This window comes from Methylobacterium sp. CM6241 (assembly GCF_054817845.1).
Genome location: NZ_CM139246.1, coordinates 4,865,061 through 4,889,680, shown reverse-complemented (window position 1 = coordinate 4,889,680; position 24,620 = coordinate 4,865,061). Strand labels below are relative to the sequence as shown.

Genomic DNA, 24,620 nt, shown 5'->3' with positions numbered 1-24,620 from the left:
GGGGCGACCCGCCGCGCGGATCTCGACTTCGCGCGGCTCCAGCCCGGTTCAGGCTGCGCGGGCCGCGCTTCGGCGACCGCGCAGGGTCGTTCCCGAATCCGCTTCCTCGGAAAGGTTGAGGGCGGGCAGCGTGTCCATGACGCGGCTCGCCGGGAAGATCACGACGACCTCCGTCCCCTCGCGCGGCTTGGATTTGAGGTGGAAGTTGCCGCCATGCAGGTCGACCAGCCCCTTCACGATGGGCAGGCCGAGACCCGACCCCTGTTCGGCCGTCTTGATCGCCAGGGAGCCGCGACCGAACGACGACATGACCGTGCCGAGTTCGTCCTCGGGAATGCCCGGCCCGCTATCCTTCACGCTGACATATTGCCCGCCCGACGCGGTCCACCCGACCTTGATCGTGATGTCGCCGCCCGGCGGCGTGAATTTCACCGCGTTGGACAGGAGGTTGAGCACGATCTGGCGCAAGGCCCTCTCGTCCGCCCAGATGCGGGGGAGGGCGGGATCGATGAATTCGTGGAAGGCTTGACCCTTTCCACGCGCCCGTAGGGCGACCATGTGGCGGCACTCGTCCACCGCATGGGCAAGCTGGATCGCCTCCTCGTTGAGCTCGTAGCGCCCTGCCTCGATGCGCGACAGGTCAAGGATCTCGTTGATGAGGTTGAGCAGGTGCATCCCGCTATCGTGGATGTCGCCGGCATATTCCTTGTACGACGGAGCCACGTGGGCGCCGAAAACCTCGTTCTTCATCACCTCCGAGAACCCCAGGATGGCGTTCAGCGGCGTCCGCAATTCGTGGCTCATGGTCGCGAGGAAACGCGACTTGGCGAGATTGGCCTCCTCCGCGCGTCGCCGCGCCTCGTCGGAATTGCCCTTCGCCTGTTCCAGTTCGATGAAGATCGCGTCCTTTTCCGCCTGCGATTTCAGCGCCCCCACGGCCGACGCGTAGACGCGGCGGGCGAGCCCCAGGAAGAAGATCTGCGATCCGACCACCATGGTCACGAGCAGGATCGTGTCCATGTCCTGCGAGAACGCCAGCAGGGAGAGCGCCGCCAGGATCAGCGGGAGCAGCGCGGCGGCAGCGGCAGCGGGCAGGGTCGCCGCCAGCATCGCGGCCACCGCGGCGGCGATGACGAGGCCGAACAGTACGAAAATGCGGGCGCTGGGCGCGGCTACGAGGATCATCAAGGCCCATGCCGAACTCTGGACGATCTCGCTCAGCATGAAGGCGCTGCGCCAGCGTCTCACCGAGACCGTATCCGCCGATTGCCGGAGGAAATGTTTGGTCAATCCCATCGAGAGGCCGACGCCGCAGATCAGGCAGACGGCCCAGGACAGGGCGACGGGAATCGGCACCCACAGGGAGGACGCCCCGGCGATGACGAGGCCCAGGACGGCATGGGTCAGCCCGGCACCCGAGCGGTACTCGGCGTAGATCCGGAGCAGCTCGTAATCGAAGGCGCGTTCGAGCCCGTTCGTCGAGGTCAGCCGCTCGCGTGCCGAACGGATGTCTCGGGCCACTTTGCGGCGGCGAACGGATTCCGGTGCCGAAGGACCGCGTCCACGCTGAACCATCTCCGCTGTCAGGTCCGACATCACCGTCTTGGGGATCTTGCGAGGGAAAACGGAGGTCGAAAGGACCTCGGCCTGTCGGTGCAGCGACAAGGCCAAGGTGCGCCAGATACGTTAAGAACGGCCTGCCGCGATCCGAACACTTGTCTCTAAATCGCGTGGCTTCACTCCGCTGGCACCTATGCAGGCCCCGATCCGGCTGCCCGCCTGGTGTGCGAAAGCGCACATTTCCTGGGTCGATTCAGTATTTAGAAGTAGTCGAACTTAAAGTCGGAGAGATGTCATGCTGAAGCTGAATGTCGACGGTGCGTCGCATGAAGTCGATGCCGATCCCGACATGCCGCTCCTCTGGGCGTTGCGCGATCATCTGGGCAAGACCGGTACGAAATATGGGTGCGGCATCGCTCAATGCGGCGCCTGCACGGTGCATCTCGACGGCCAGCCCGTCCGCTCCTGCCAGACCCGCATCGGCGATGTGGGCGAGGCGAAGATCACGACGATCCAGGGTGTGTCCGGGCGGGTGGCGGAGGCGGTTCAGACCGCGTGGCGCGGCCTCGATGTGGTCCAGTGCGGTTATTGCCAATCGGGCCAGATCATGTCGGCCATCGGTCTGCTTTCGACCACGCCGAAGCCGAGCGACGCCGAAATCGACAGTGCCATGGACGGCAACATCTGCCGCTGCGGCACCTATCAGCGTGTCCGCGCCGCGATCCACGAGGCCGCGCGCTCCCTCGCCTGATCCGCACCGAAGGCCGGCCCAAGGGCCGGCACTCTCCTGAACCCATGCAATGCCCGCCGTCGTCGCCCTGGAGGAAGCCATGCTGAAGGTCCGTCAGACCAAATCCGAGGCGGCCGCCCCCCGTCCGTCGCGCCGCGCCTTCCTCGGCGGAGCCGGCGTCGCGGCCGGCGCCCTGGTGATCGGCTTCACCCTCGGCCCCGCCAAGCCGGTGCGCGCGGCGGCCGGGCCCGACCTCTCCTCCGCCCCGGCTCAACCCAACGCCTTCGTGCGGATCGCCGCCGACGACACCGTCACCGTGCTGATCAAGCATCTGGATATGGGGCAGGGCAATACGACGGGTCTGGCCACCATCCTGGCCGATGAACTCGATGCCGACTGGTCGCGCGTGCGCGTGGCCTTCGCTCCCGCCGATGCGAAGCTCTACAACAACCTGCTGATGGGGCCGATCCAGGGGACCGGCGGTTCGACTGCCGTGGCCAATTCCTGGTTCCAGCTTCGCAAGGCCGGTGCCGCCGCCCGCGCGATGCTCGTCACCGCGGCGGCCGAGAAATGGTCCGTCCCTGCCTCCGAGATCACGGTCTCGAACGGCACGGTCAGCCACCTCGCCTCGAAGCGCGAGGAGCGGTTCGGCGCGCTGGCGGAAGCCGCCGCGGCGGTGCCCGTGCCACAGCAGCCGAAGCTGAAGGACCCGAGCCAATGGGTTCATATCGGCAAGAAGCGTCCGCGCCTCGACTCCGCTGCCAAGACCGACGGCACCGCGATCTATTCCATGGACATCCGCCGGCCGGGCCAGGTGACGGCGGTGGTGGCACATGCCCCGCGTTTCGGCGGCATTGTGGCGAAGGTCGACGACAAGGCCGCGCGTGCGGTGCCGGGCGTCATCGACGTGGTGACGATCCCCACGGGCGTCGCCGTTCTCGCCAAGGATACGTGGTCGGCCATGAAGGGCCGCGACGCTCTCTCGGTCACCTGGGATGAGAGCGCTGCGGAGAAGCGCTCCTCGGACACGATCCTCGCCGAGTATCGCGAGACGGCCAAGCGCCCCGGAATCGTCGCGTCGGAGAAGGGCGATCCCGCCGCCGCTCTCGCCGGTTCGGCCAAGGTCATCGAGGCGGAATTCACTTTCCCCTACCTCGCCCACGCCGCGATGGAGCCGCTGAACGCTACGATCGAGCGCGCTTCCGACGGCAGCTACGACATCTATGCCGGCCTGCAATTCCAGACGATCGAACAGGCGGTCGCCGCCGCGACCCTCGGCGTGACGGCCGACAAGGTCAGGCTGCACACGCAATGGGCCGGCGGATCGTTCGGGCGACGGGCGACGCCGACGGCCGATTACATCGCCGAGGCGGCCTCGATCATGAAGGCGACCGGCGGCAAGGCGCCGGTCCATCTGGTCTGGACCCGCGAAGACGACATGGCGGGCGGCTATTACCGCCCGATGGTGCTTCACACCCTCAAGGCCGGGATCGATGCCAAAGGCTCCGTGACAGGCTGGCAGCACCGGATGGTGGGCAAATCGATCATGATCGGCTCGCCCTTCGAGGCGATGCTGGTCAAGAACGGCGTCGATTCCACCACCGTCGAGGGCGCATCGGACACGCCCTACGCCATCCCGGCCTACCGGTTCGAGGTCCATAACGCCCGTGAGGGCGTTCCCGTCCTGTGGTGGCGCTCGGTGGGCCACACCCATACGGCGCAGGCGATGGAGGTGTTCATCGACGAGCTGGCCCATGCCGCAGGGGCCGACCCGCTGGCTTACCGCCTCGGGATGCTCGGCGGCGCGCCGCGCCTCTCCGCCGTCCTGAAGCTCGCCGCCGAGAAGGCGGATTGGGCCAAGCGCAGTAGCGGCAAGGGGCAGGGCCTCGGCATCTCGGCGCACGAATCCTTCGGCTCCTACGTGGCGATGGTGGCCGACATCACGGCGGATGGGAGCCATGTGAAGGTCAACCGCATCGTCGCGGCGGTGGATGTGGGCATCGCCGTCAACCCCGACGTGATCCGCGCCCAGGTGGAGGGATCGGTGGGCTTCGCGCTCTCCTCCGTTCTGCGCAACAGGATCACGCTGACGGACGGGGTGGTGCAGGAGAAGAACTTCGACGCCTACGAGCCGACGCGCATGAGCGAGATGCCGGTGGTGGAGGTCCATATCGTGGCCTCCGACGTTGCCCCGACCGGCATCGGCGAGCCGGGCGTGCCCGTCATCGCCCCGGCGATCTCGAACGCGATCTTTGCCGCGACAGGCCAGAGGCTGCGCTCGCTGCCCCTCGACCTGAGCGGGTTGAAGGGGGTCTGAGCCCGATCGGGAGCGCGCCTCCGCCAGTCGCGGCGGCGTCAGCGCCTCAGGAAATCGATGAGGTCCGTCGTCAGACGCTCGTGATGGGTGAGCGGGATCGCGTGCGGAGCACCCTCGTAGATTTCGAATTCCGCGCTCGGCACGGCTGAGGCCGCGACCTTTCCGGTGACGTCGATCGGCACCGTCTGGTCGGCATCGCCATGGATGATCAGGCAGGGCACCGTCACCTTCGCCATGTCGGGACGGAAATCGGTCTCGGAGAAGGCCTTCACGCAGGCGATGGTGGCCTTGGGCGAGGCCAGCATGGCGACCTGCCCGGCCCAGGCGATCATCTCGGGCGATGCGGGCGAGGTGAACATGCCGGCACCGAAAAAGCCCTTGTTGAAATTGGCGAGGAAGGACGGCCGGTCCATCCTCAGCCCGTCGATGATCTCCTCGAACACGCTGGCATCAACGCCGTCGGGATGGTCCGGGGTCTTCAGCATCATCGGCGTCACCGCCGAGATCAGGACCGCCTGGGAGATCCGGTCGCTGCCGTGCCGCGACAGGTAGCGCACCACCTCTCCGCCCCCCATGGAAAATCCGACCAGGGTCACGTCGGTGAGGTCGAGTGCGTCCAGCACCGCTTTCAGGTCGTCGGCAAACGTATCGTAATCGTAGCCCTGCCACGGCTGCTCCGAGCGGCCAAACCCACGGCGGTCATACGCGATGGTCCGGAAGCCCGCCTCGGCCACAGGTACCATCTGATATTCCCACATATCCGCGTCGAGGGGCCAACCGTGGAGGAACACGACGGGCCGCCCGTGACCCCAATCCTTGTAGTAGAGGCTGGTGCCGTCCTGCGCGGTGATGAAGGCCATGGGGTGCTCCCTGTGTTCCTCGGTAGGGCATGCTCGTGGGGGAGGCCGGCGTCGTGGGCTCCTCCGACGATTCAAGCGCGGGGTGCGGCCTCTCGTTCCCACGTCCCGTACTCCCAGGATCCCGTGTTCACACTACCTGTCACGGCGCATGACCTCGTTCGAATCGATCGCCGCGTCCCTCCGCGCCTGCCGCCTGTGCCGCGACGCGCCGCTCTATGGGGCGCCCCTGCCGCAGGAGCCCAAACCCATCGTCCAGGGCTCGAGTTCGGCGCGTCTCTGCATCGCGAGCCAGGCTCCGGGGAACCGGGCGCACAAGAGCGGTGTCCCGTTCATGGATCCGTCCGGCATCCGCCTAAGGTCGTGGCTCGGCCTGTCCGAGCCGGATTTCTACGACGCCAGCCGGCTGGCCATCGTGCCCATGGGCGCGTGTTTCCCTGGCCTCGACGCGAAGGGGGGCGATAAGCCGCCGCGTCGTGAATGCGCCGAACGCTGGCGGGACACGCTGTTCGAGGGCCTGCCCGAGATGGAGCTCATCCTAGTCATCGGACAATACGCGCAAGCCTGGCATCTCGGCCGGGTCGAGGGTAGTCTCACCGCCATGGTGCGCAACTGGCGAACCATTCTCGATGAGCCGCGCCGGCCGCGCGTGCTTCCCTTGCCGCACCCGTCCTGGCGGAACAACGGCTGGCTCCGGACCAATCCGTGGTTCGAAGCCGAATTGCTGCCGGTGCTGAAGGAGGAGGTTTCCCGGGTGATGACGCGTGGGTGACAGGGCCGCCCGCGTTGACATGGAGCGCCGTGACGGCGATCCGTCACCCGATCCCCCGGAGCTCTCCATGTCCCACGCCGCCATCGATCCGCGAGACCGCCTCATCGTCGCCCTCGACCTGCCGAGCGTGGCCGAGGCCGAGGCGCTGGTGGACCGCATCGGCGATGCCGCGACCTTCTACAAGATCGGGTACCGGCTGGCCTATTCCGGCGGCCTTCCCCTGGTGCAACGGCTTTCGCGAGCGGGCCTGAAGGTCTTCATCGACCTGAAGCTGCACGATATCGGCAATACCGTGGAAGACGGCGTCCGGGCCCTGTCCGACCTCGGCGCGACCTTCCTCACCGTCCATGCCTATCCGCAGACCATGCGCGCCGCCGTTCGGGGTGCCGGCCGGGGCGGGCCGACGATCCTCGCGGTCACCGTGCTCACCTCCTACGATCAGGCCGATGCGGACGAGGCAGGCTACGCGATGCCCATCGCGGATCTGGTGGCCTTGCGTGCGAGGCAGGCGGCCGAGGCCGGGATCGGCGGCATCGTCTGCAGTGCCGTCGAAGCAGCCTCCGTACGGTCCGCCATCGGCCCGTCGCGGCTGATCGTGACGCCCGGCATCCGCCCGGCAGGCGACGATCTCGGCGACCAGAAGCGCGTTCTGACGCCGGCGGCCGCCATGGCGGTGGGGATCGATCACATCGTCGTCGGCCGGCCGATCACCCAGAGCGCCGATCCTCGCGCCGCGGCGCAGGCGATCCTCGCTCAGATGGGCTGATGATCTCGGCGCGCTACAGCGGCTCGGCCGGTTCCCTGGCCTTGACCGGGGTGGTGGTCCCGGCGGGTTCGTGGAGCGCCCGCAACAGGAAGGCGATCATCGCATCGATGGGTGGCGCCGGCGCATTGGGGTACTGGCTTACCAGGACGGGATGGCAGTAGCGCGTGATCGCCACGTGCAGGCACGCGGCGGTGGTCGCGGGATCCTCGACCTGGAACTCGCCGCTGCGGACGCCGTCCGTCACCACCCGCTCCAATGCCGCGCCGATCCGGTCGATATGGTGCCGGCACACCCCCCAACTCTCCGTCATGGCGGCTTCCACCATCTCATGGATGCGCGGGTTGTCCTTGCAGCGCTCGATACAGTCGCGGTGAAGCTCCCGGATGATTTCCGCGACCCGCTGGTCCGCGCTGAGGCCAGGAGCCACGGCGATGCCCGCGATCAGCGCCTCGACCTCACGGGTGACGCGTTCGACCACCGCCTCGTTGATGGCTTTCTTCGATTCGAAGAACCGATAGACATTGGCCGGGCTCATCCGGAGCGTCTTGGCGATGTCGGAGACGGTGGTCTTCTGGTAGCCGATCTCGCGAAAGAAACGCTCGGCCGTCGCCAGAATCCTGCATCGTGTCGTGGGGGCCGCGTCTTCCAGGCTCGCCTGCAACGGGTCGACGGTGATTGTCATAAACGGACCCTAAATCTCCTGCCTCCAGCCGTCAAAAACACGGCGTTGAACAGTGGATCATCGCACGGAACAGATGAACGGTGCAGGAATGATCCCAGCGCTGAATCGAAGCGGCTCGTCCAGGAGATGGTGAGGTCGGCGGAAGGTCTCGTCGGACCATCACGAGCGAACGATTTGAAGTAGCGGCCGGCGCACCTTGGGACACCGCGTGGGATGTCCGGAGCCACCCGTGTCTCTACCGCTCAGGGATCGCTGACGGCGACGATCCACGATTGCGGGGCGGTCAACGTGCCGTCAGTGATACGACATTCAGGACAGGCAACCGTGACCGCCTCCGTTCCCGCGAAGAGATGAGGCGAAGGCGACTTCAATAACGAATGTCGGGCTCACGATACACATGAGCCGTGGCCGAAGCGGACGCTCACAACGCCGACAGCAAGCGGGTGTGGGTTTACGAGCCGAACTGCGATCCGAGCTGTTCCAGATACTCGGCCAGGTCCACGCCGCCGACACGCTTGCCGTAATCGAACCGCATGCCCTGTCGGATATCGACGCTCGTCTGCTTCGTCGTCAGCGTGAAGGGCTTCACGCAGATCCAGGCGCCGTCGCGGCGATGTTCGAAGAAATTCAGGATCTCGTGCTTGGCCATCGCAGCCTCCGGTCGAATCTCCAGATCAACCGCTAAGCCGCGTCAGAGTTCAGGCGTCTCGAACTTATATTCGGTTCCCACCTGAGCTTGGCCGTAAAGACAAACCCCCGTGCACTGCAACATTGCCGAAGCAATGCACGGAGGAAGGTCGGTTCAGGCAACAGCCTTCAGGGCGCCGGTCTTCGTATGGAAGTCCGGTCCGTTGAAGGTTTTCTCGACATAGCCGGCGCGGATGAGGAAGTCGCCGAAGCGCTCGCCCGCCGTCTTGCCCTGCGCATAGGCCGCGAAGAGCGGATCGAGGATGGTCCTGATCTCGGAGCTGCTTACATCCTCGGCGTAGAGCTTGCCGAGGCGCGAACCATCGAAGGCGGCACCGAGATAGAGGTGATAGCGCTCCGGGCCGCGACCGACGAAGCCGATCTCCGCGATGAACGGCCGGGCGCAGCCATTCGGGCAGCCGGTCATGCGGATCGTGATCTCGTCGTCCTGCAGCCCGTGTGAGGCGAGGCTCTCCTCCAGTTCCGTCATCAGGTCCGGCAGGTAGCGTTCGCTCTCGGCGAGCGCCAATCCGCAGGTCGGCAGGGCGACGCAGGCGATGGAATTGCGACGCAGGGCACTGGCGCCCTTCTGCATCCCGTACTCGTCCACCAGCGCCTCGATCTCCGCACGCTTCTCGGACGGCACGTTGGCGATGATGACATTCTGGTTGCCGGTGAGGCGGAAGTCGCCCTCGTGGATCTCCGCGATCCGGCGCAGGCCCGCCAGGAGCTTCGGCCCGTCGCCGAGATCGTCCTTGATGCGGCCCGACGGGACGTAGAGGGTCAGGTGGTGGCGACCATCGTCACCCTCGGTCCAGCCGAAGCGGTCGCCGTTGCCCGTGAAGGTGAAGGGCTTCGGGTCGGATAGGGGCTTGCCGAAACGCTTCTCCACCTCGGCGCGGAAGGCGGCGAGGCCGTAGCGCTCGATCGTGTATTTCAGACGGGCGTTCTTGCGGTTCTTGCGGTTGCCCCAGTCGCGCTGGACCGTCATCACCGCCTCGGCGACCCGCACCGCCTCTTCCGGCTTGCAGAACAGCATCACATCGGCGGTACGCGGGAACGTGTCCGGCTCGCCATGGGTCATGCCCATGCCGCCGCCGACCGTGACGTTCCAGCCGGTGACTTTGTTCTTCTTGTCGAGGATCGCGATGAAGCCGAGATCATGGGCGAAGACGTCGACTTCGTTCGACGGCGGCACCGCGATGACGATCTTGAACTTACGCGGCAGGTAGGTCTTGCCGTAGACGGGCTCGAATTCCGGTTCGCCGCCGATCACCTTCTCGCCATCGAGCCAGATCTCGCGCCAGGCATTGGTCTTCGGCAGGAGCGTGTCGGAGATCGCCTTGCCGAGATCGTATGCCGCCTTGTGGGCACCCGATTGGGCCGGATTCGTCGATGCCATGACGTTGCGGTTTACGTCGCCGCACGCCGCGATGGTATCGAGCAGGGCGGCGTCGATGGCGGCCATGGTCCGCTTGAGGTTCGACTTGATGACGCCGTGATACTGGAAGGTCTGGCGGGTCGTCGCCCGCAACGTGCCGTTGGCGTAGGTGGTGGCGATGTTGTCGAGGACGAGCCATTGCTTGGGCGTGACGACGCCGCCGGCAATGCGCAGGCGGATCATGAAGCTGTAGGCCTTGTCGAGCTTCTTTTTGGTCCGCTCGGGGCGCAGGTCGCGATCGTCCTGCAGGTACATCCCGTGGAACTTCACGAGCTGGCCGTCATCCTCCGAGATCGCCCCCGTGGCATGCTTGAGCAGGCCATCCGCCAGGGTGCCGCGCAGGAAGCCGCTCGCGATCTTGATGTGCTCGTTATGCGCGAGGCCCGCCTCGCGGGCCGCGTCGGCCTCGTCGATCGGACGGGTCGTCGGCGGGGTCTCGTAGGTGCGGGGAGGAGTCAGGTCGTCCATGGCGATGATCCGGTCTTTTCAATTCATATTTTGGCGCCGCATGCGCATCCCCATTTGAGCGGGGGAGGAACAACGCGCCCTAGTAGACGTCCTGCTGGTAGCGATGGGCCCGCTCCAGCGCCGCTACCGCGGCTTCGGCATCGGTGTCGCTCAGCGATTTGACCTCGGCATAGGCCTGGACGACGGCGTTGCGCACGTCCTTGGCCATCCGGTTCGCATCGCCGCAGACATAGAAGCTGGCGCCGCCATCGAGCCATTCCACCACTTCCTTGGCGTGCTGGCGGATGCGGTCCTGCACGTAGATCTTCTCTGGCTGGTCGCGCGAGAAGGCGACGTCGATCTTCGTCAACGAGCGGTCTTCCAGGGCGTCCTGCCATTCGAGCTGGTAGAGGAAGTCGTGGGTGAAGTGGCGGTCACCGAAGAAGAGCCACGAGCGACCGGTGGCCTCGATGGCGCGGCGCTCCTGCACGAAGGCGCGGAACGGGGCGACGCCGGTGCCGGGGCCTACCATGATGATGTCGGTGGCCGGGTCCTGCGGCAGGCGGAAATGCCGGTTCGGCTTCAATTTCACCCGCAGCTTGGCGCCGTTCTTGATCCGGTCGGCCACATGGACCGAGGCGACGCCCGACCGGGAGCGGCCATGGCTGTCGTAACGAACGGCGACGATGGCGAGATGGACCTCGTCGCCCACTTCCTTGCGCGAGGAAGCGATGGAATAGGCCCGTGGCGGCAGGGGCCGCGTGATGGTGTTGAGATGCTCGGCCGAGAACGTCGCGGGGAAGGTCTCGATGAGATCGATGAGGTGGCGACCCTCGATCCAGGCTTTCACCTCACCGCTGTCGATGAGCTTCTGCGCTTCGGAATGGCCCGTCGCCTTCACGAATCGCTCCACCGTGGTGGCCGACAAGGTGGTGATGTCGCGCTCCGCGAGGAGCGCCCTGCGCAGGCTCTCGTCCCCGGATAGATTCGTCGCCTTGAGGATCTCCTCCACGAGGGCCGGATCGTTCTCCGGGTAGATCTCCAGCGAATCGCCGGGCTCGTAGGCGGGGGCACCGTCCGGGAATTCGAGCGCGAGGTGGATCGTCTCCTTGTCCGAAAGCGACGAGTTGAGGTTGATGTGATCCACCACCTCGACCACGACCGGTTCGCGGCTCGGCTCGGCGTCGTCGTCCTCGACGGCGGCGCGGCCGGCGAAATCGACCGCCACGACGTTGTCGGCGCTCGGCGCGGGCGCCAGAGCCTTCAGGGTGTTCTTGATCCAATCGGCGGCGGGCTTGTCGAAATCGAGATCGAGATCGGCGCGGTCCACACTACGCTTTCCGCCCAGCGCCTCGAACCGCGCATCGAGCGCCTTCCCGATGGCGCAGAACTCCACATAGGAAGTGTCGCCGAGCGCCAGCACGCCGAAATTCACGCCGTCGAGGCGAGGGGCGCCGTCGCCCATCAATTCGTTGTAGGCGCGGGTGGCGCGAGCGGGAGGCTCACCCTCGCCCCAGGTGGCGGCGATGGCGATCACGTTCTTCGCGCCGGGCAGCGTCGCGATGTCGAGGTCGGCGAAATCCACGACCTTCGGCTTGAAGCCGCTTTTCTTGGCGAGCTTGGCCACGGAGCCGGCCAGGGCTTCGCAATTGCCGGATTCACTGGCGTAGATGATCGTCAACGGCTCGGATGCCTTCGGCGGCGCTGAGGGTGCCACGGCGTTCTGGCCGCCGGCCGCATCCAACCCAGCGAGAAAGCCCGCGAGCCAGGCGCGTTGGATCGGCGTCGCTCCGCCGAGGACCGAGTCGAGGCTCGCGCGTTCGCTGTCGTTGAACGGGGCGGTTTGGGGAAGGATCGCTTGTCGTGCCATCGGTAAGCCATGTCGTCCTGAGAGGCCGGCTGTCAACGGGATGTCCGTTTTACAGAACGACGTCGGGGTAGAAGGAGCTGCCTATCCTTGCAGCGCAATAGAGAATTTTATTCTCCCGCCACGACCGAGAGGGTTGGCGTGAAACGACCGTTCGAGGGAGCGGCCGGCAGCGGAAGTGCCGTTGTCGACTTCACTTTTTCCATGGCGAAGCGCGACGTCACGTTCTTGAGCGGCAAGGTGGCGATGAGCTGCTTATAGAATGTGTCGTAAGCCTGCATATCAGCGACAACGACCCGCAACATGTAATCCACATCCCCCGCCATGCGGTAGAACTCCAGCACTTCGGGCATGGCGGCGACGGTCGAGGCGAAGCGCTCGAGCCAATCGCGGGAATGGTCCGACGTTTCGATGGACACGAAGACGGTGAGGCCGAGACCCAGCTTGACGGGATCGAGAACCGCGACCCTGCGGTCGATCACGCCATCGGCTTCGAGGCGCTGGATACGCTTCCAGCACGGCGTCTGAGACAGGCCGACCTTCTCGCCGATCGTCGCGATCGACAGAGTGGCGTCGTTCTGCAGCAGTGCCAGGATCTTCAGATCGATCGCGTCCATATTGACCTCGCTAAGCAGTTCCGATCGGCGGCGCCGAGGTGCGCGGAGGCACGACGTCGACCGGCGAATTGAGAAGGATATTCCTTCGACAGGCAACCAATCCGGTCGCCACGCCTTTGCAAACCATAGCGGCGTCCGCGTGGGAATGCCGCGCCGCGATGGCCGCTATGCCTTGACAGCGTTCGTTATAGCGAACATTTCAGGCGTCAGACAAGCAGGCATCTTTCAGGCAGTCGTATCGAGCACCGCAGATGAGCAATTCCCTGGAACGAACGGCGCGGGACCTCGCGTCCACGATGGCCGGCCTCGATCTGCGGGGCCGGATCCGCGCGATCGAAGCCGCGATCCCCGGCCGACTGGTCTTCACGACCAGCCTCGGCATCGAGGATCAGGCTCTGACCCACGCCCTCGCCATGGCCAAGGGGCGGACCGAGATCGTCACGCTCGATACCGGACGGCTCTTTCCCGAGACCTACGACGTGTGGGCGGAGACCGAATCGGCCTACGGCATCCGCATCCAGGCCTATGCGCCGGAGCGGCTCGCCGAAGAGGCATTCGTCCGCGACGAGGGAATCAACGGCTTTCGCCACTCGGTCGCCGCCCGGCAGGCCTGCTGCGGCTTTCGCAAGGTCGAGCCGCTGGGCCGGGCCCTCGACGGCGCCGCCGGTTGGCTGACGGGTCTGCGCGCTGGCCAATCCGCCAATCGCGCGGATACGCCCCTGGCGGAGGCGGACGAGGCGCGTGGCCTCATCAAGATCAATCCGCTGGCGGATTGGACCAGAGCCGATGTCGACCGCTTCGTGATCGACAATTACATCCCCTACAACGTCCTGCACGATCGCGGCTTCCCTTCGATCGGCTGCGCGCCGTGCACGCGTGCCATCAAGGTCGGCGAATCCGAACGCGCCGGCCGCTGGTGGTGGGAGCAGGAATCCAAGAAGGAATGCGGCCTCCACGTGCACCAGCCCGAGGCGAACGTTCAGCCGGGCCAGGAAGCTGCCGCATTCGAATCGACACCCCGCAACAGCAATCTGGAGATGGCCCGATGAGCGCCGCCACCGCCCTGGCCGCCACGCTGCCCGAGCGTCTGACTCACCTGCAGCGTCTCGAAGCCGAGAGCATTCACATCATGCGGGAGACGGTCGCCGAGACCGAAAACCCGGTGATGCTCTATTCGATCGGCAAGGATTCGTCGGTGCTCCTGCATCTGGCGCTGAAGGCCTTCGCACCGGGACGCCTGCCGTTCCCGCTGATGCACATCGATACGACGTGGAAGTTCAAGGAGATGATCGCGTTCCGCGATCAGCGCGCCAAGGAGCTCGGGCTCGATCTCATCGTCCACACAAACCAGGACGGCCTGGCCCGGGGCATCGGTCCGATCAGCCATGGTTCGGAAGTCCATACCGACGTGATGAAGACGCAGGGCCTGCGTCAGGCGCTGGACAAGCACAAGTTCGACGCGGCCTTCGGCGGCGCGCGCCGCGACGAGGAGGCGTCCCGCGCCAAGGAACGCATCTTCTCCCTGCGCACGGCCCAGCATCGCTGGGACCCGAAGCGCCAGCGCGCCGAGCCCTGGCACCTCTACAATCTCAAGAAGAAGCGCGGCGAATCCCTGCGCGTCTTCCCGATCTCGAATTGGACCGAGCTCGATGTCTGGCTCTATATCGAGCAGGAGCAGATCCCGATCGTGCCGCTCTACTTCGCCAAGCCCCGCCCCGTGGTGGAGCGCGACGGCCAGTTGATCCTGGTCGACGACGACCGCCTGCCCCTGAACCCCGGCGAGACCCCGCAGAACCTGTCCGTGCGTTTCCGGACGCTGGGCGACTACCCGCTCACCGGTGCCGTGGAGAGTGATGCCGCGACCCTGCCGGAGATCATCGGCGAGACCCTGGCCGCCCGGACCTCCGAGCGTCAGGGTCGCGTGATCGACAAGGACGGGTCGGGCGCCATGGAGCGCAAGAAGCAGGAGGGGTATTTCTAAGATGACGATCCATCAGTCACCCGAAGCCTTCGGCTACGACAGCTTCCTCGCCGCTCACCAGAGCAAGGAAGTGCTGCGCTTCATCACCTGCGGCTCCGTCGACGACGGCAAGTCGACCCTGATCGGCCGCCTCTTGCACGACACCAAGCAGATCTTCGACGATCAGGTGACGGCGCTGCAGCGCGATTCGCGCAAGCACGGCACCCAGGGCGCCGAGATCGACCTCGCCCTCCTCGTGGACGGTCTCCAGGCCGAGCGCGAGCAGGGCATCACCATCGATGTCGCCTATCGCTTCTTCTCCACCGACAAGCGCTCGTTCATCGTCGCCGACACGCCCGGTCACGAGCAGTACACCCGCAACATGGCGACCGGTGCCTCCACGGCCGATGTCGCCGTGATCCTGGTGGACGCTCGGCAGGGTCTCACCCGTCAGACAAGGCGGCACGCGCTGCTGGTCTCGCTGCTCGGGATCAAGCGCGTCGCCCTCGCGGTGAACAAGATGGATCTGGTCGGCTGGTCGCAGGGCAAGTTCGAGGAGATCACGGCGGCGTTCGACGCGTTCGCCGCGCCCCTCGGCTTCACCGAGATCCGGCCCATCCCGCTTTCCGCCAAGAACGGCGACAACGTCGTCCTGCCCGGCGCCGCCGTGCCCTGGTACTCAGGGACTCCGCTCCTCCAATACTTGGAGGAAGTGCCCGTGCGGGTCGAGGAGCAGGCCGCTCCGTTCCGTCTTCCGGTCCAGTGGGTGAACCGTCCGAACTCCGACTTCCGCGGCTTCTCGGGCCTGATCGCCAGCGGCCGCGTCGCCCCCGGCGACGCGATCATCGTCGAGCCTTCGGGCCGGACCTCCACCATTGCCCGGATCTACACCGCCGATGGCGACCTGCCGCATGCCGTGGAAGGTCAGTCCGTCACCCTCGTACTCGCCGACGAGATCGACGCCTCGCGCGGTTCGGTAATCGTCACGGCCGATGCGCCGATGCGGGTGAGCGACCGTTTCGACGCCCGTCTCTTCTGGGCGGCCGAGACCGAACTCCTGCCTGGCGCCACCCTGCTCGCGAAGATCGGCACCGTGACGGTGAACGCCACCGTCACGACCATCCATACGCGGATCGATCCGGAAAGCGGCAATCCCGTCCCGGCCGCCCGCCTCGTGGCCAACGACATCGCGGACGTGACCCTGAGCCTGGACCGCGCCGTGGCCATCGATGCCTACGCGGCGAACCGCGATACCGGCGGGTTCATCCTCATCGACCGCGAGACCACCGATACGGCGGCCCTCGGGCTGATCCATGCGGACAAGGCCTCCGCAGCGGAGAAGGACGAGCCGGAGGCGACCCGCGCTGCGAAATCCGGCGGAGGGTTCCTGTCGAAGCTCCGTTGGGTCTTCGGAGGCATCTGACCTCAGGGCACATCTGTCCTCATCAGTACGAAGCGGCCATCCCGGAGCGTCATCGCGCCAGGGGTGGCCGCTTTGACGTGTCCGGCAGCCTTGCCGGCTCACAGCTCCGGGATTAGGGTCCGCGCGCTTTTTGAAGAGGCGCGTATCGGCGCCCATCTGACGTGATCGGAGTAGACCATCATGGGCTTTCTCGCCGACGCCCTGTCCAAGGTGAAGCCGTCCGCCACCATCGCGATGACGCAGAAGGCCCGTGAGCTGAAAGCCGGCGGGATGGACGTGATCAGCCTGTCGGTGGGTGAGCCCGATTTCGATACGCCCGACCACATCAAGGAGGCGGCGATCGACGCGATCCGTCGCGGCGAGACCAAGTACACGCCGGTTTCCGGGATCGTGCCCCTGCGCGAAGCGATCGTGCGGAAGTTCAAGCGCGAGAACGGCCTCGACTACAAGGCGTCGCAGACCATCGTCGGCACCGGCGGCAAGCACGTCATCTACAATGCCCTTCTCGCCACGCTGAACCCCGGCGACGAGGTGGTGATCCCGCGCCCCTACTGGGTCTCGTATCCGGAGATGGTGGTGCTGTGCGGCGGCACGCCGGTCTTCGCCGAGACGGACATGGAGCATGATTTCAAGCTCCAGCCGGAAGAACTCGAGCGGGTGATCACGCCGAAGACCAAGTGGATCATTCTCAACTCGCCGTCGAACCCCTCCGGCGCGGCCTATGCCCGCGACGAGATGAAGAAGATCACCGACGTCCTCATGCGGCATCCCCATGTCTGGGTGCTCACGGACGATATGTACGAGCACCTCTGCTACGGCGATTTCGAGTTCGTCACGCCGGCTCAGGTCGAGCCCGGCCTCTACGACCGGACGCTGACCATGAACGGCGTCTCGAAAGCCTATGCGATGACGGGCTGGCGCATCGGCTACGCCGCCGGTCCCGAGCACCTCATCAAGGCGATGGATTTCGTCCAGGGCCAGCAGACCTCCGGCGCCTCCTCGATCTCCCAATGGGCGGCGGTAGCGGCCCTCGACGGCACGCAGGAGCATCTCGCCCGCTTCCGCGCCGCTTTCCATGAGCGCCGCGACCTCGTGGTTTCCATGCTGAACCAGACCAAGGGCCTCAAATGCCCGACGCCGGAAGGCGCCTTCTATGTCTACCCGTCCTGCGCGGAGACGATCGGGCGCAAGACGCCTTCGGGCAAGATCATCGAATCGGACGAGGATTTCGTGCTGGAACTGCTCCAGGCCGAGGGTGTCGCCGCCGTTCACGGCTCGGCTTTCGGCCTCGGACCGAACCTGCGCATCTCCTACGCCACGTCGAACACGGCGCTGGAAGAGGCCTGCACTCGCATCCAGCGTTTCTGCGGCTCGCTGAGCTGAGACGGCGAGCGACGATTGCCGCCAACCCGGTGCCATGAGGCAGCGCGGTCGAAACCCGCTTCGATCGGAGCGGTGGGAATATCCTCACCGTTCCGACCTGCAATGACGCTGTCCCGGGTGTGAGCCGGGAATGCCGGCATGGACGAGCCTCCCGAGGCCGATCCCATCCTGTCCCGTGTTCCGCCAGCGGACGAGCCTGCGGCGGAAGGGCCCTATGCGGCCGGATCGGTTGCCGGCTCGGTGTAGGATGTCTACATCGGCGGTCCCCGCGGCTAATGCGTTCGACGGTTTCGCGAACCCTCTCGGACTTGCGTGGCTGCAGGGCTTGCCGTGACGGGGCGATGCGGACCAGTTCTCTGCGTCGATCCTGTGAGGCCTGGTGGGCCGGGTCGCGTCAGGTGTGTCACGAGTGCGGGGAACAGGAACCGTCGCCGTGGCTGATGGCCCACGCTCATTGCGCGCTCAGCTTGTCGAGCCATTTCAGGACAAGTGCCGGACGAGTGCTTGAGCGGATTGGTTTACCGACTTCACGCACAAGTGAGACGGGCCGGGGAACCGGCCAGGTTCCTCCGCGTAGTCTCGGGCTCCTCCTCATGCGCCGCCTTCTTACCAACGGCACCAAGGCGATCGTCGCCATTGCCGCGCTTTCCACCGCCGCCCATTGGGCCATGCGCCTCCAACGCGAGCCCGCGCTGTCCGCCGTGCCGGTGGCAGCGATGAAGGACCCGGTGGCGACGGGGTCGATCCCCGTGAGAGCCGTCGAATCCCCCGCCGGTGATCGCTTGGTGGACGTGACACGCGGGCTCGACCAGAAGCGTCTCGGCGAGTTGATCTCCGGGGCCGCCGTGACCAAGCCCAAAGTCGAGAAGACCGTCGCCACGCACTGAACGGGCGACGCTCGCCGGAAGCGTCACGCGATGGTCAAAGGCACGTGGTTCGGTGTGGCCGACCCATTGCAACAGGCTTTCGCATGATGGACCGATCCGCTCTGACCCGCCGCCAGACCATGGCAGGCGCCGCCGCACTGGCGCTGTCGGCCAGTTCCGCCCGGGCGTCGGAGCGTGCGACGGGCATGGTCTACGAGAGTGTCTCCGGCGAACGGATCGGCATCCCGGATGTCGCCGTCTCCAACGGCCGGGACGTGGTCCTCACCGATCGTCAGGGCCGCTACGGCCTCGATGTGTCGGATGGCGACACCGTCTTCGTGGTCAAGCCGTCGGGCTTTGCCCTGCCGCGCGACGAGAACAACATCCCGCGCTTCAGCTACCTCCACCAACCGCAGGGGACGCCGCCCGAATTGCGGCTGCGCTATCAGGGCATCGACCCGACGGGACCGCTTCCCGCCTCCATCGATTTCGCGTTGTCGCGCCAGTCGGAACCGGATGCCTTCGAGGTGATCCTGTTCACCGATCCGCAGCCCGAGAGCCCGGTGGAGCTCGGCCATGTCCGCGAGACGGCGGTGACGCGCGTCCTGGGGACGAAAGCCGCCTTTGGCATGACCACGGGCGACATTCTGTTCGACGATCTCTCGTTCTACGGCCGCTCGAACCGCATCATGGGGCGCATCGGCATTCCCTGGTTCCATATCGGCGGCAATCACGATCTCAATTTCGAGGCGCCCGACGCACGCTACAGCCGCGAGACCTTCAAGCGGGTCTACGGAGCGCCGTACTACGCCTTCCACCACGGCAAGGCGCTGTTCCTGATGCTGGACACCGTCCATTATCTCGGCGCCGCATCGGGGGCGGGCGATGGGGTAGGGCGCTACGAAGGGCGCATCGGCGAACGCCAGCTCGCCTTCGTGGCCAACATGCTGGCGCAGACGCCCAAGGATCGCCTCGTGGTCATCGCGATGCATATCCCGCTCTACACCGACCTCAACCCGGACGATCCGCGCCAGAACGTGATGGACCGCGAGCGCCTGCTGGACCTTCTGGGCGACCGCCCGGTATTGAGCCTCGCCGGCCATACCCACACGACGGAGCATCATTATCCCCGTGCGGGCGGCGCGGGGAGCCACCATCACCACGTCCTCACCGCCGTCTCGGGCTCGTGGTGGAGCGGCCCCTCTTCCCGCACCGGCATCCCCTCGGCCGACAGCCGCGACGGAACACCCAACGGCTTCCATGTCCTCTCGGTGGACGGCGCCGGTTACACGACCCGCTACCGCCCGGCCCAGGGCGAGCCGGACGAGGGGATGCGGATCGTTCTGGAGAGCCAGTATCGCGGCGGCGCGGGCGAGGTCCTGCGCGATTACCGGCCGATGCAGACGCTGCGGTCGCCGGTGCCGCGAGAGAGCCTCTCCGCCACCAATCTGGTGGTGAACGTCTTCGACGGCGGCCCGCGCACGCGGGTCTCCTATCGGATCGGCAGCGGCCCGGCCGTCGCGATGGTGCGGACGCGACGCCCCGATCCGTTCGTGAACGAGGTCTACCTCCGCTATCCCGAGGCGAAGAAACCCTGGGTGAAGGCGGAGCCTTCGAGCCATATCTGGGTGGCACGTCTCGACGGCGGCATCCCGGCCGGAAGTCACCGCATCACCGTGGATGTCGAGGACGAGTATGGTCGTCCGCTCTCCTCCGGCCTGGTGCTGGAAGTCACCGGCGAAGTCGGGTCATCGCGCGGCTGAGTCGGACAGCCCGCCCGTTTCGGGGCGGGCGGAGCGTAAGCCCGGTGTCAGGCGGCCAATTGGCGAGCGCCGTGGTTACCCTCTTGGATCTCCTCGACGATCTTGGCGCAGAACGCGTCGAGGTCGCCCGGATTGCGGCTGGTGACGATCCCTTTGTCGGTCACCACCGCCTCGTCGTGCCACTGGCCGCCGGCATTGATGACGTCCGTCTTGATCGATGAGAACGAGGTCAGGTTCAGGCCCTTCACGGCACCGGCCTCGATCAACAGCCAGGGCGCGTGGCAGATGGCGGCCACGACCTTGCCGGACGTCAGAAAGGCCTTGATCACCTCCAGGGCCTTCGGCTCGAGCCTCAGCTTGTCCGGGTTGATCTGACCGCCGGGGAGGACGAGCGCGTCGAAATCGGCCGGGTCGATGTCTTCGAGATCATTGTCGACCGCAACGTTCTTGCCCCAATCCGTCTTGTCCCAGCCGCGAATGGATTCCCGCGATTCGCGTGACTTCGGCGATGCGACGACGACGCTCGCTCCGGCCCCCCTGAGATTCTGCAGCGGAACGGTGAGCTCGGTTTCCTCGAAACCGTCTGTCGCGACGATGAGAACCTTCGACTGCTTGATGTCGGCCATGGCAGATCTCCGCATGTGTTCAAAGAGGTAGCGGAAGAACCGGTGGCGACTGGGGCAGGTTCCTGGACGGGCCGAGGCGCAATGCAGCCACGGCGGCAGCACAATGCTCGAATTCATGCTTTGCTGGAACTGGCGACGATCGGGGCGGGTTGGTCCGACAGACGACCGACTTAACGTCGGAACGCGATCCACCTAGAAGCGCGATCCACCTAGAAGCGAAGGAGACGCTGAATGGCCAATCCAGGCCTACCGATCCCCGAGCCGCTGCCGGGCGGAATCCCCGGTGACCTGCCACCGCCGCCGCTGCCGCCAGATGAAGGGCCGGATATCGGCCCGACCGGACCACGGACCCCGTATCCTGTCGACGATCCCGGCGTCGACGAGCCGAAGGGACCGGGCTCCGAGCCCGATTATCTGCCGGGCGGACCGACCGACCCCGGCGTCAGGATGTGATCGAGGGGTTTAGTGATCCCCGTGTGACGCGCGCACGTCCCGGGGCGCACTGAGGATTTCAGAGAGGCTCGTCACCACGTGGCGGGCCTCTTCATCCGTCAGGCGCAGCTGGAAGGGGGGAAGCGCCCCGGCCTGCAAGGCGACCACGGCCTGTCCCTGCTCGTCGGTGCCGACCTCGATGGCGGACGAGGTGACTTCGAGCATGGCGATATCCTCGTCGCTCAGATCGTCCGGCAGGTCGACATCGTCCGGCTCGTCGATCGCGGTCAGCAGCTGTCCCACCGCACGCACGAGCGCACGGGCCGCCCGCGCATCCATGACGACGGCCGTGGCCTGATCGTCCTTCTGGAATGAGAGCTGGATGTTCGCGCCTTCGAGGGAAACCGAGATGCCCGCCATGAACCGCCTGATTGCGTCGCCTAACTGCCTGGAACAGGTCCCATATATGCATGTCGCGGACCGAAAAACACGGGGTCCGCTCGGAGTCCCATGAGAGTGCGGCGTGCCGGTGCGGCAGGCAAGATCGAGCCGGGTGCCTTGTTGCCGCCGCACAATCAGCCTACATGGAGGACAGCGGGCATCAGTGAGCCGAACGCAACGTGCATCGCACGTCTCACGACCTGCTGATCCCGTCAAATGTAAAAGAGGACCGGCGCCGGGTATCTCGAGCAGATGCACGTCTTTGGTCAACGAACGATACGAGGTTCTATTCGTGAATACCGGCACTGTTAAGTGGTTCAACGAAACCAAAGGCTACGGCTTCATTCAGCCAGATGACGGCGGCAAGGACGTGTTCGTTCACATCTCCGCCGTCGAGCGCGCGGGAATGCGCAATCTCATTGAAGGTCAGAAGGTCTCCTACGAGATCCAGACCGACAAGCGCAGCGGCAAGGACTCGGCTGGTAACCTCCAGGCGGCTTGACGCCCCCGGCGCCAGCCCTCGGGGCTGGCGTCACCATCGGCCATAGAGCGCCGTGTCCGCCGCCATCCCGACGATCTCCTCTAGGGAGACGAGTTCGCTGAGGATGGCATCCCTCCCACCCATCAAACCTCTGACTTACGGAACACGGAGCTAAGCTCGTTGTTCTGCACACCAAGAAAATCTGAAAGATCACAAGAAAACATGTTGTTCGAATATACCCGGCGCCGCGGCGTCCGTTCGCCCATCACCGATGCGGCGACATTCAAGGTAGGAAAGCTGAAGCAGACGACGTCGCGTGATGCGCAGGACATCGATCTCAGCCACCTCATCGACACCTCTTACAACTACCATTCGCCCCGTGAACTGCGCTGGCACCTCGCCGAGCGGCTCGGAGTGGCTCCCGAAGTGGTCGCGGTTCGCGAACACGCCTGATCGGGCTTATCCTGCGTCGAGGGCATCGTCCCCGCGCTGATGGACGTTTCGCGCCGAGTTCCTCACAGGGCTCGGCGTTTGCGTGTCCGGGCCCATCGCGCCGGCATGGGGGCGGGGGAGAATCACCCTCGGTCGTCTCGACCATCGGGTGTCCCGCACCTCGGCGAATGCCCGCGCTTACCAGGGTGAACGCTCGGTCGATGGCGCCACGGAGCACCGGAACGCGGCCGGATTTGTCGATCGGCCCGGAGACCTCGAAAGCCTCGCCGATGGCGGTCGAAACCCGGCTCGATTCCGGTCGATTTTACCGCCGTATCCACACACAATCGACGCTTCACCAAGCTGCGAAGGGAATGACGCGTCGTCGCGATGACGAACGCTTCAGACCCGCGTCAGGGCGGCAACGACATCGTCGCGCAGGGTGTCCGACATCGCGATCAGCGCCCCGTGGACGGGATCTGGTCTATTGTAGGTCGTGCGATTTCCCCGCAGGTCGCTCACCGATCCTCCCGCCTCGCGCAGGAGCAGGTCGGCCCCGGCGAGGTCCCAGTCGCGCGCGTCGGACGAAACGAGGCCGATATCGATCGATCCCTCCGCGACCCTGGCCACCCGCAAAGCAAGGGACGGCACACGCGGGACGATCTCGAAATCGACCGCTTTTCCGTCAACGGAGCCGCCCCGTGCAAGCTTATCGGCCATCGGTTTCGGCCCTGTCACCCGCGCACCAGCGAGTCCGGCCTGTCGCGAGACCGACAGCGAAACGCCGTTGCACGTCGCGCCAGCACCCGCCACCGCCTCGTAGAACTTGTCGCTGACGGGAGCATGGACGAAGCCGAGAACAGGCTGCCCCTGCGAGAGCAACGCCACCGAAATCGACCAATCGGGATGGCCTGTGAGGAAGGCACGGGTGCCGTCGATGGGATCGACGATCCAGACGAGGTCGGAGCCCAGGCGAATTGGATCGTCGCTCGTTTCCTCCGAAAGCCAGGCGGCCTTCGGCAGCAAAGCACTCAGCCTGATCTTCAGGAACGTATCCACCGCCACATCGGCTTCCGTCACTGGAGAGCCACCGGCCTTCGACCATGTCCGGGCCGTCGTCTGTCCGTCCGCCCGGAAGTAGGGAAGGGCGAGGGAGGCAGCTTCGCGGATCGCCGCCCGCAGATCAGGGACGAGGGCCTTGGCGGCTTCGATCGACATCGTGTCGGACATGCGTCTCCGAATCTTCGGGTTTTCTCGAGAAGGGATGCGAATCGGGCCTTTCCGCACCCTGCGGCGGGAAGAGACTGATACCGTTGTAGGGCGGGCATCCCATGCCCACAAGGATCGAGAATCCGGAGATGCACCGCGATCCTGAGGAATGAAGCAAGGAAGTGTTGAGCATCCCAATCGCTTCCCCGCCGTCCACGATCGCTTAACTGTGGCTATTAAGGCGGTTTGAGGAGGTTAGACGCAAATCTGCTTGTCATAAGAGACGGCCCGACAGAGGCCGATCACACCAACAGGGCGTCGGACCAATGAACACTTTCTCAAACATGAATCCAACCGAGACAAACGTCGGCATCGCCACCGATCACTGCCTGCAGGATGGCGTCGCGCTGAGCTCCGTGGCGTTCACTACTTCGGTTCTGCCGATCACCGGCCGCGTCGCTGGTGGTACCGTGGCCATCGGTGTCGCCCTGGCCTTCGCCTCCGAGGATTCCGATGCCTGCGACGAGGATCGCTTCGCCCTTCTGCTCGTGGACGAGACCGGCGCCACGCTGGGTCGTCTCGGCCCTTATGGCGATGACGATGTGGTCGCGATCTGGCGTGATTGCTCGGCCCGGACCGGCCTGCCGCGGATGATCGTGCGGGAAGACGGCACCCTCGCAACCGTGTCGCGCCAGCTCGGCCGTGTTGCTCTCGGAACGACCCGCACCCGCCGTCGTCACGGCCTGCTCAATGGCCGCCGCCCGCGCTTCCTCGTCCGTCGTAAGACCGGCGTGCTGCCGGTGCGCCCCCTGATCTACCGCGGTGAGAGCGAGATCGTCGGAGGCGCGCTGTCCTAAGGCC

General features: G+C 65.7%; 24 protein-coding genes. 14 read left to right on the top strand and 10 right to left on the bottom strand.

What is annotated here, in order from left to right; translation table 11 throughout:
- Positions 1–48 precede the first annotated feature (48 nt).
- Positions 49–1,596: a sensor histidine kinase gene (locus tag ACYQR9_RS23070; RefSeq protein ID WP_461228158.1), complete on the bottom strand. Its 1,548-nt coding sequence runs from the start codon at positions 1,594–1,596 to the stop codon at positions 49–51.
- Positions 1,597–1,855: 259 nt separating this feature from the next.
- On the opposite strand from ACYQR9_RS23070, the gene ACYQR9_RS23065 reads away from it, so the two are divergent.
- Both ACYQR9_RS23065 and ACYQR9_RS23060 read left to right on the top strand, forming a co-directional pair.
- Positions 1,856–2,311: a (2Fe-2S)-binding protein gene (locus ACYQR9_RS23065; RefSeq protein ID WP_056428807.1), complete on the top strand. Its 456-nt coding sequence runs from the start codon at positions 1,856–1,858 to the stop codon at positions 2,309–2,311.
- Positions 2,312–2,390: 79 nt separating this feature from the next.
- The gene (locus ACYQR9_RS23060; RefSeq protein WP_461229885.1) at positions 2,391–4,607 is read left to right on the top strand and encodes a xanthine dehydrogenase family protein molybdopterin-binding subunit; all 2,217 of its coding nucleotides are present in this window, start codon (positions 2,391–2,393) and stop codon (positions 4,605–4,607) included.
- A gap of 38 nt (positions 4,608–4,645) precedes the next feature.
- Here ACYQR9_RS23060 and ACYQR9_RS23055 read toward each other — a convergent pair whose 3' ends face one another.
- Positions 4,646–5,467, bottom strand: coding sequence for an alpha/beta fold hydrolase (locus ACYQR9_RS23055; RefSeq protein WP_461228157.1), 822 nt, complete (start codon positions 5,465–5,467; stop codon positions 4,646–4,648).
- 148 nt (positions 5,468–5,615) lie between these two features.
- On the opposite strand from ACYQR9_RS23055, the gene ACYQR9_RS23050 reads away from it, so the two are divergent.
- The gene (locus tag ACYQR9_RS23050) at positions 5,616–6,236 is read left to right on the top strand and encodes a uracil-DNA glycosylase family protein (RefSeq protein WP_461228156.1); all 621 of its coding nucleotides are present in this window, start codon (positions 5,616–5,618) and stop codon (positions 6,234–6,236) included.
- A 67-nt stretch (positions 6,237–6,303) separates the two neighbouring features.
- Positions 6,304–7,002, top strand: coding sequence for an orotidine-5'-phosphate decarboxylase (gene pyrF, locus ACYQR9_RS23045; RefSeq protein ID WP_461228155.1), 699 nt, complete (start codon positions 6,304–6,306; stop codon positions 7,000–7,002).
- 13 nt (positions 7,003–7,015) lie between these two features.
- Here the strand turns inward: pyrF and ACYQR9_RS23040 are convergent, their stop codons facing one another.
- The 5 genes from ACYQR9_RS23040 to ACYQR9_RS23020 all read right to left on the bottom strand — a co-directional run bounded on the left by ACYQR9_RS23040 (position 7,016) and on the right by ACYQR9_RS23020 (position 12,743).
- A complete protein-coding gene (locus ACYQR9_RS23040; protein ID WP_311276212.1) occupies positions 7,016–7,684 on the bottom strand; it encodes a TetR/AcrR family transcriptional regulator in 669 nt (222 codons plus the stop codon).
- 451 nt (positions 7,685–8,135) lie between these two features.
- Positions 8,136–8,333 (bottom strand): hypothetical protein, encoded by a 198-nt coding sequence (locus ACYQR9_RS23035; RefSeq protein ID WP_056428824.1) that lies wholly within the window; start codon positions 8,331–8,333, stop codon positions 8,136–8,138.
- A 153-nt stretch (positions 8,334–8,486) separates the two neighbouring features.
- A complete protein-coding gene (locus tag ACYQR9_RS23030) occupies positions 8,487–10,280 on the bottom strand; it encodes an NADPH-dependent assimilatory sulfite reductase hemoprotein subunit (RefSeq protein ID WP_461228154.1) in 1,794 nt (597 codons plus the stop codon).
- Between the two features lie 79 nt (positions 10,281–10,359).
- Positions 10,360–12,129 (bottom strand): diflavin oxidoreductase, encoded by a 1,770-nt coding sequence (locus ACYQR9_RS23025; protein ID WP_461228153.1) that lies wholly within the window; start codon positions 12,127–12,129, stop codon positions 10,360–10,362.
- A gap of 107 nt (positions 12,130–12,236) precedes the next feature.
- Positions 12,237–12,743: an Lrp/AsnC family transcriptional regulator gene (locus ACYQR9_RS23020; RefSeq protein WP_018042510.1), complete on the bottom strand. Its 507-nt coding sequence runs from the start codon at positions 12,741–12,743 to the stop codon at positions 12,237–12,239.
- 251 nt (positions 12,744–12,994) lie between these two features.
- Here ACYQR9_RS23020 and ACYQR9_RS23015 point away from each other — a divergent pair, with 251 nt between their 5' ends.
- From ACYQR9_RS23015 to ACYQR9_RS22990, 6 genes are all read left to right on the top strand, one after another.
- Positions 12,995–13,792, top strand: a complete 798-nt coding sequence (locus tag ACYQR9_RS23015; RefSeq protein WP_056257726.1) for a phosphoadenylyl-sulfate reductase — start codon at positions 12,995–12,997, stop codon at positions 13,790–13,792.
- On the top strand, positions 13,789–14,724 hold the full coding sequence (cysD, locus tag ACYQR9_RS23010) for a sulfate adenylyltransferase subunit CysD (RefSeq protein WP_056428839.1): 936 nt from the start codon (positions 13,789–13,791) through the stop codon (positions 14,722–14,724). The genes ACYQR9_RS23015 and cysD overlap by 4 nt, the downstream gene beginning before the upstream one ends.
- 1 nt (position 14,725) lies before the next feature.
- A complete protein-coding gene (cysN, locus tag ACYQR9_RS23005; protein WP_461228152.1) occupies positions 14,726–16,126 on the top strand; it encodes a sulfate adenylyltransferase subunit CysN in 1,401 nt (466 codons plus the stop codon).
- A 180-nt stretch (positions 16,127–16,306) separates the two neighbouring features.
- Positions 16,307–17,509: a pyridoxal phosphate-dependent aminotransferase gene (locus ACYQR9_RS23000; RefSeq protein WP_461228151.1), complete on the top strand. Its 1,203-nt coding sequence runs from the start codon at positions 16,307–16,309 to the stop codon at positions 17,507–17,509.
- Between the two features lie 593 nt (positions 17,510–18,102).
- Positions 18,103–18,396, top strand: coding sequence for a hypothetical protein (locus ACYQR9_RS22995; RefSeq protein ID WP_056428847.1), 294 nt, complete (start codon positions 18,103–18,105; stop codon positions 18,394–18,396).
- Between the two features lie 83 nt (positions 18,397–18,479).
- A complete protein-coding gene (locus tag ACYQR9_RS22990; protein ID WP_461228150.1) occupies positions 18,480–20,138 on the top strand; it encodes a calcineurin-like phosphoesterase C-terminal domain-containing protein in 1,659 nt (552 codons plus the stop codon).
- A gap of 47 nt (positions 20,139–20,185) precedes the next feature.
- Here the strand turns inward: ACYQR9_RS22990 and ACYQR9_RS22985 are convergent, their stop codons facing one another.
- Positions 20,186–20,764, bottom strand: coding sequence for a type 1 glutamine amidotransferase domain-containing protein (locus ACYQR9_RS22985; protein WP_461229884.1), 579 nt, complete (start codon positions 20,762–20,764; stop codon positions 20,186–20,188).
- 231 nt (positions 20,765–20,995) lie between these two features.
- Between ACYQR9_RS22985 and ACYQR9_RS22980 the strand changes: the two genes are divergently transcribed.
- Entirely contained in the window at positions 20,996–21,217 is a 222-nt protein-coding gene (locus tag ACYQR9_RS22980; RefSeq protein ID WP_056428854.1) for a hypothetical protein, read from the top strand.
- A gap of 9 nt (positions 21,218–21,226) precedes the next feature.
- On the opposite strand, the gene ACYQR9_RS22975 is transcribed toward ACYQR9_RS22980, so the two are convergent.
- Positions 21,227–21,616, bottom strand: a complete 390-nt coding sequence (locus ACYQR9_RS22975; protein ID WP_056428856.1) for a hypothetical protein — start codon at positions 21,614–21,616, stop codon at positions 21,227–21,229.
- Positions 21,617–21,929: 313 nt separating this feature from the next.
- On the opposite strand from ACYQR9_RS22975, the gene ACYQR9_RS22970 reads away from it, so the two are divergent.
- Together ACYQR9_RS22970 and ACYQR9_RS22965 are read left to right on the top strand one after the other, a co-directional pair.
- Positions 21,930–22,139, top strand: coding sequence for a cold-shock protein (locus tag ACYQR9_RS22970; protein ID WP_026175704.1), 210 nt, complete (start codon positions 21,930–21,932; stop codon positions 22,137–22,139).
- Between the two features lie 201 nt (positions 22,140–22,340).
- Positions 22,341–22,571: a hypothetical protein gene (locus ACYQR9_RS22965; protein WP_056428857.1), complete on the top strand. Its 231-nt coding sequence runs from the start codon at positions 22,341–22,343 to the stop codon at positions 22,569–22,571.
- Positions 22,572–22,952: 381 nt separating this feature from the next.
- Here the strand turns inward: ACYQR9_RS22965 and ACYQR9_RS22960 are convergent, their stop codons facing one another.
- Complete coding sequence (locus tag ACYQR9_RS22960) at positions 22,953–23,780, bottom strand: 3'(2'),5'-bisphosphate nucleotidase CysQ (protein WP_207412548.1); 828 nt, start codon at positions 23,778–23,780, stop codon at positions 22,953–22,955.
- 323 nt (positions 23,781–24,103) lie between these two features.
- Here ACYQR9_RS22960 and ACYQR9_RS22955 point away from each other — a divergent pair, with 323 nt between their 5' ends.
- The gene (locus tag ACYQR9_RS22955; protein WP_461228149.1) at positions 24,104–24,616 is read left to right on the top strand and encodes a DUF6101 family protein; all 513 of its coding nucleotides are present in this window, start codon (positions 24,104–24,106) and stop codon (positions 24,614–24,616) included.
- Positions 24,617–24,620: the final 4 nt, after the last annotated feature.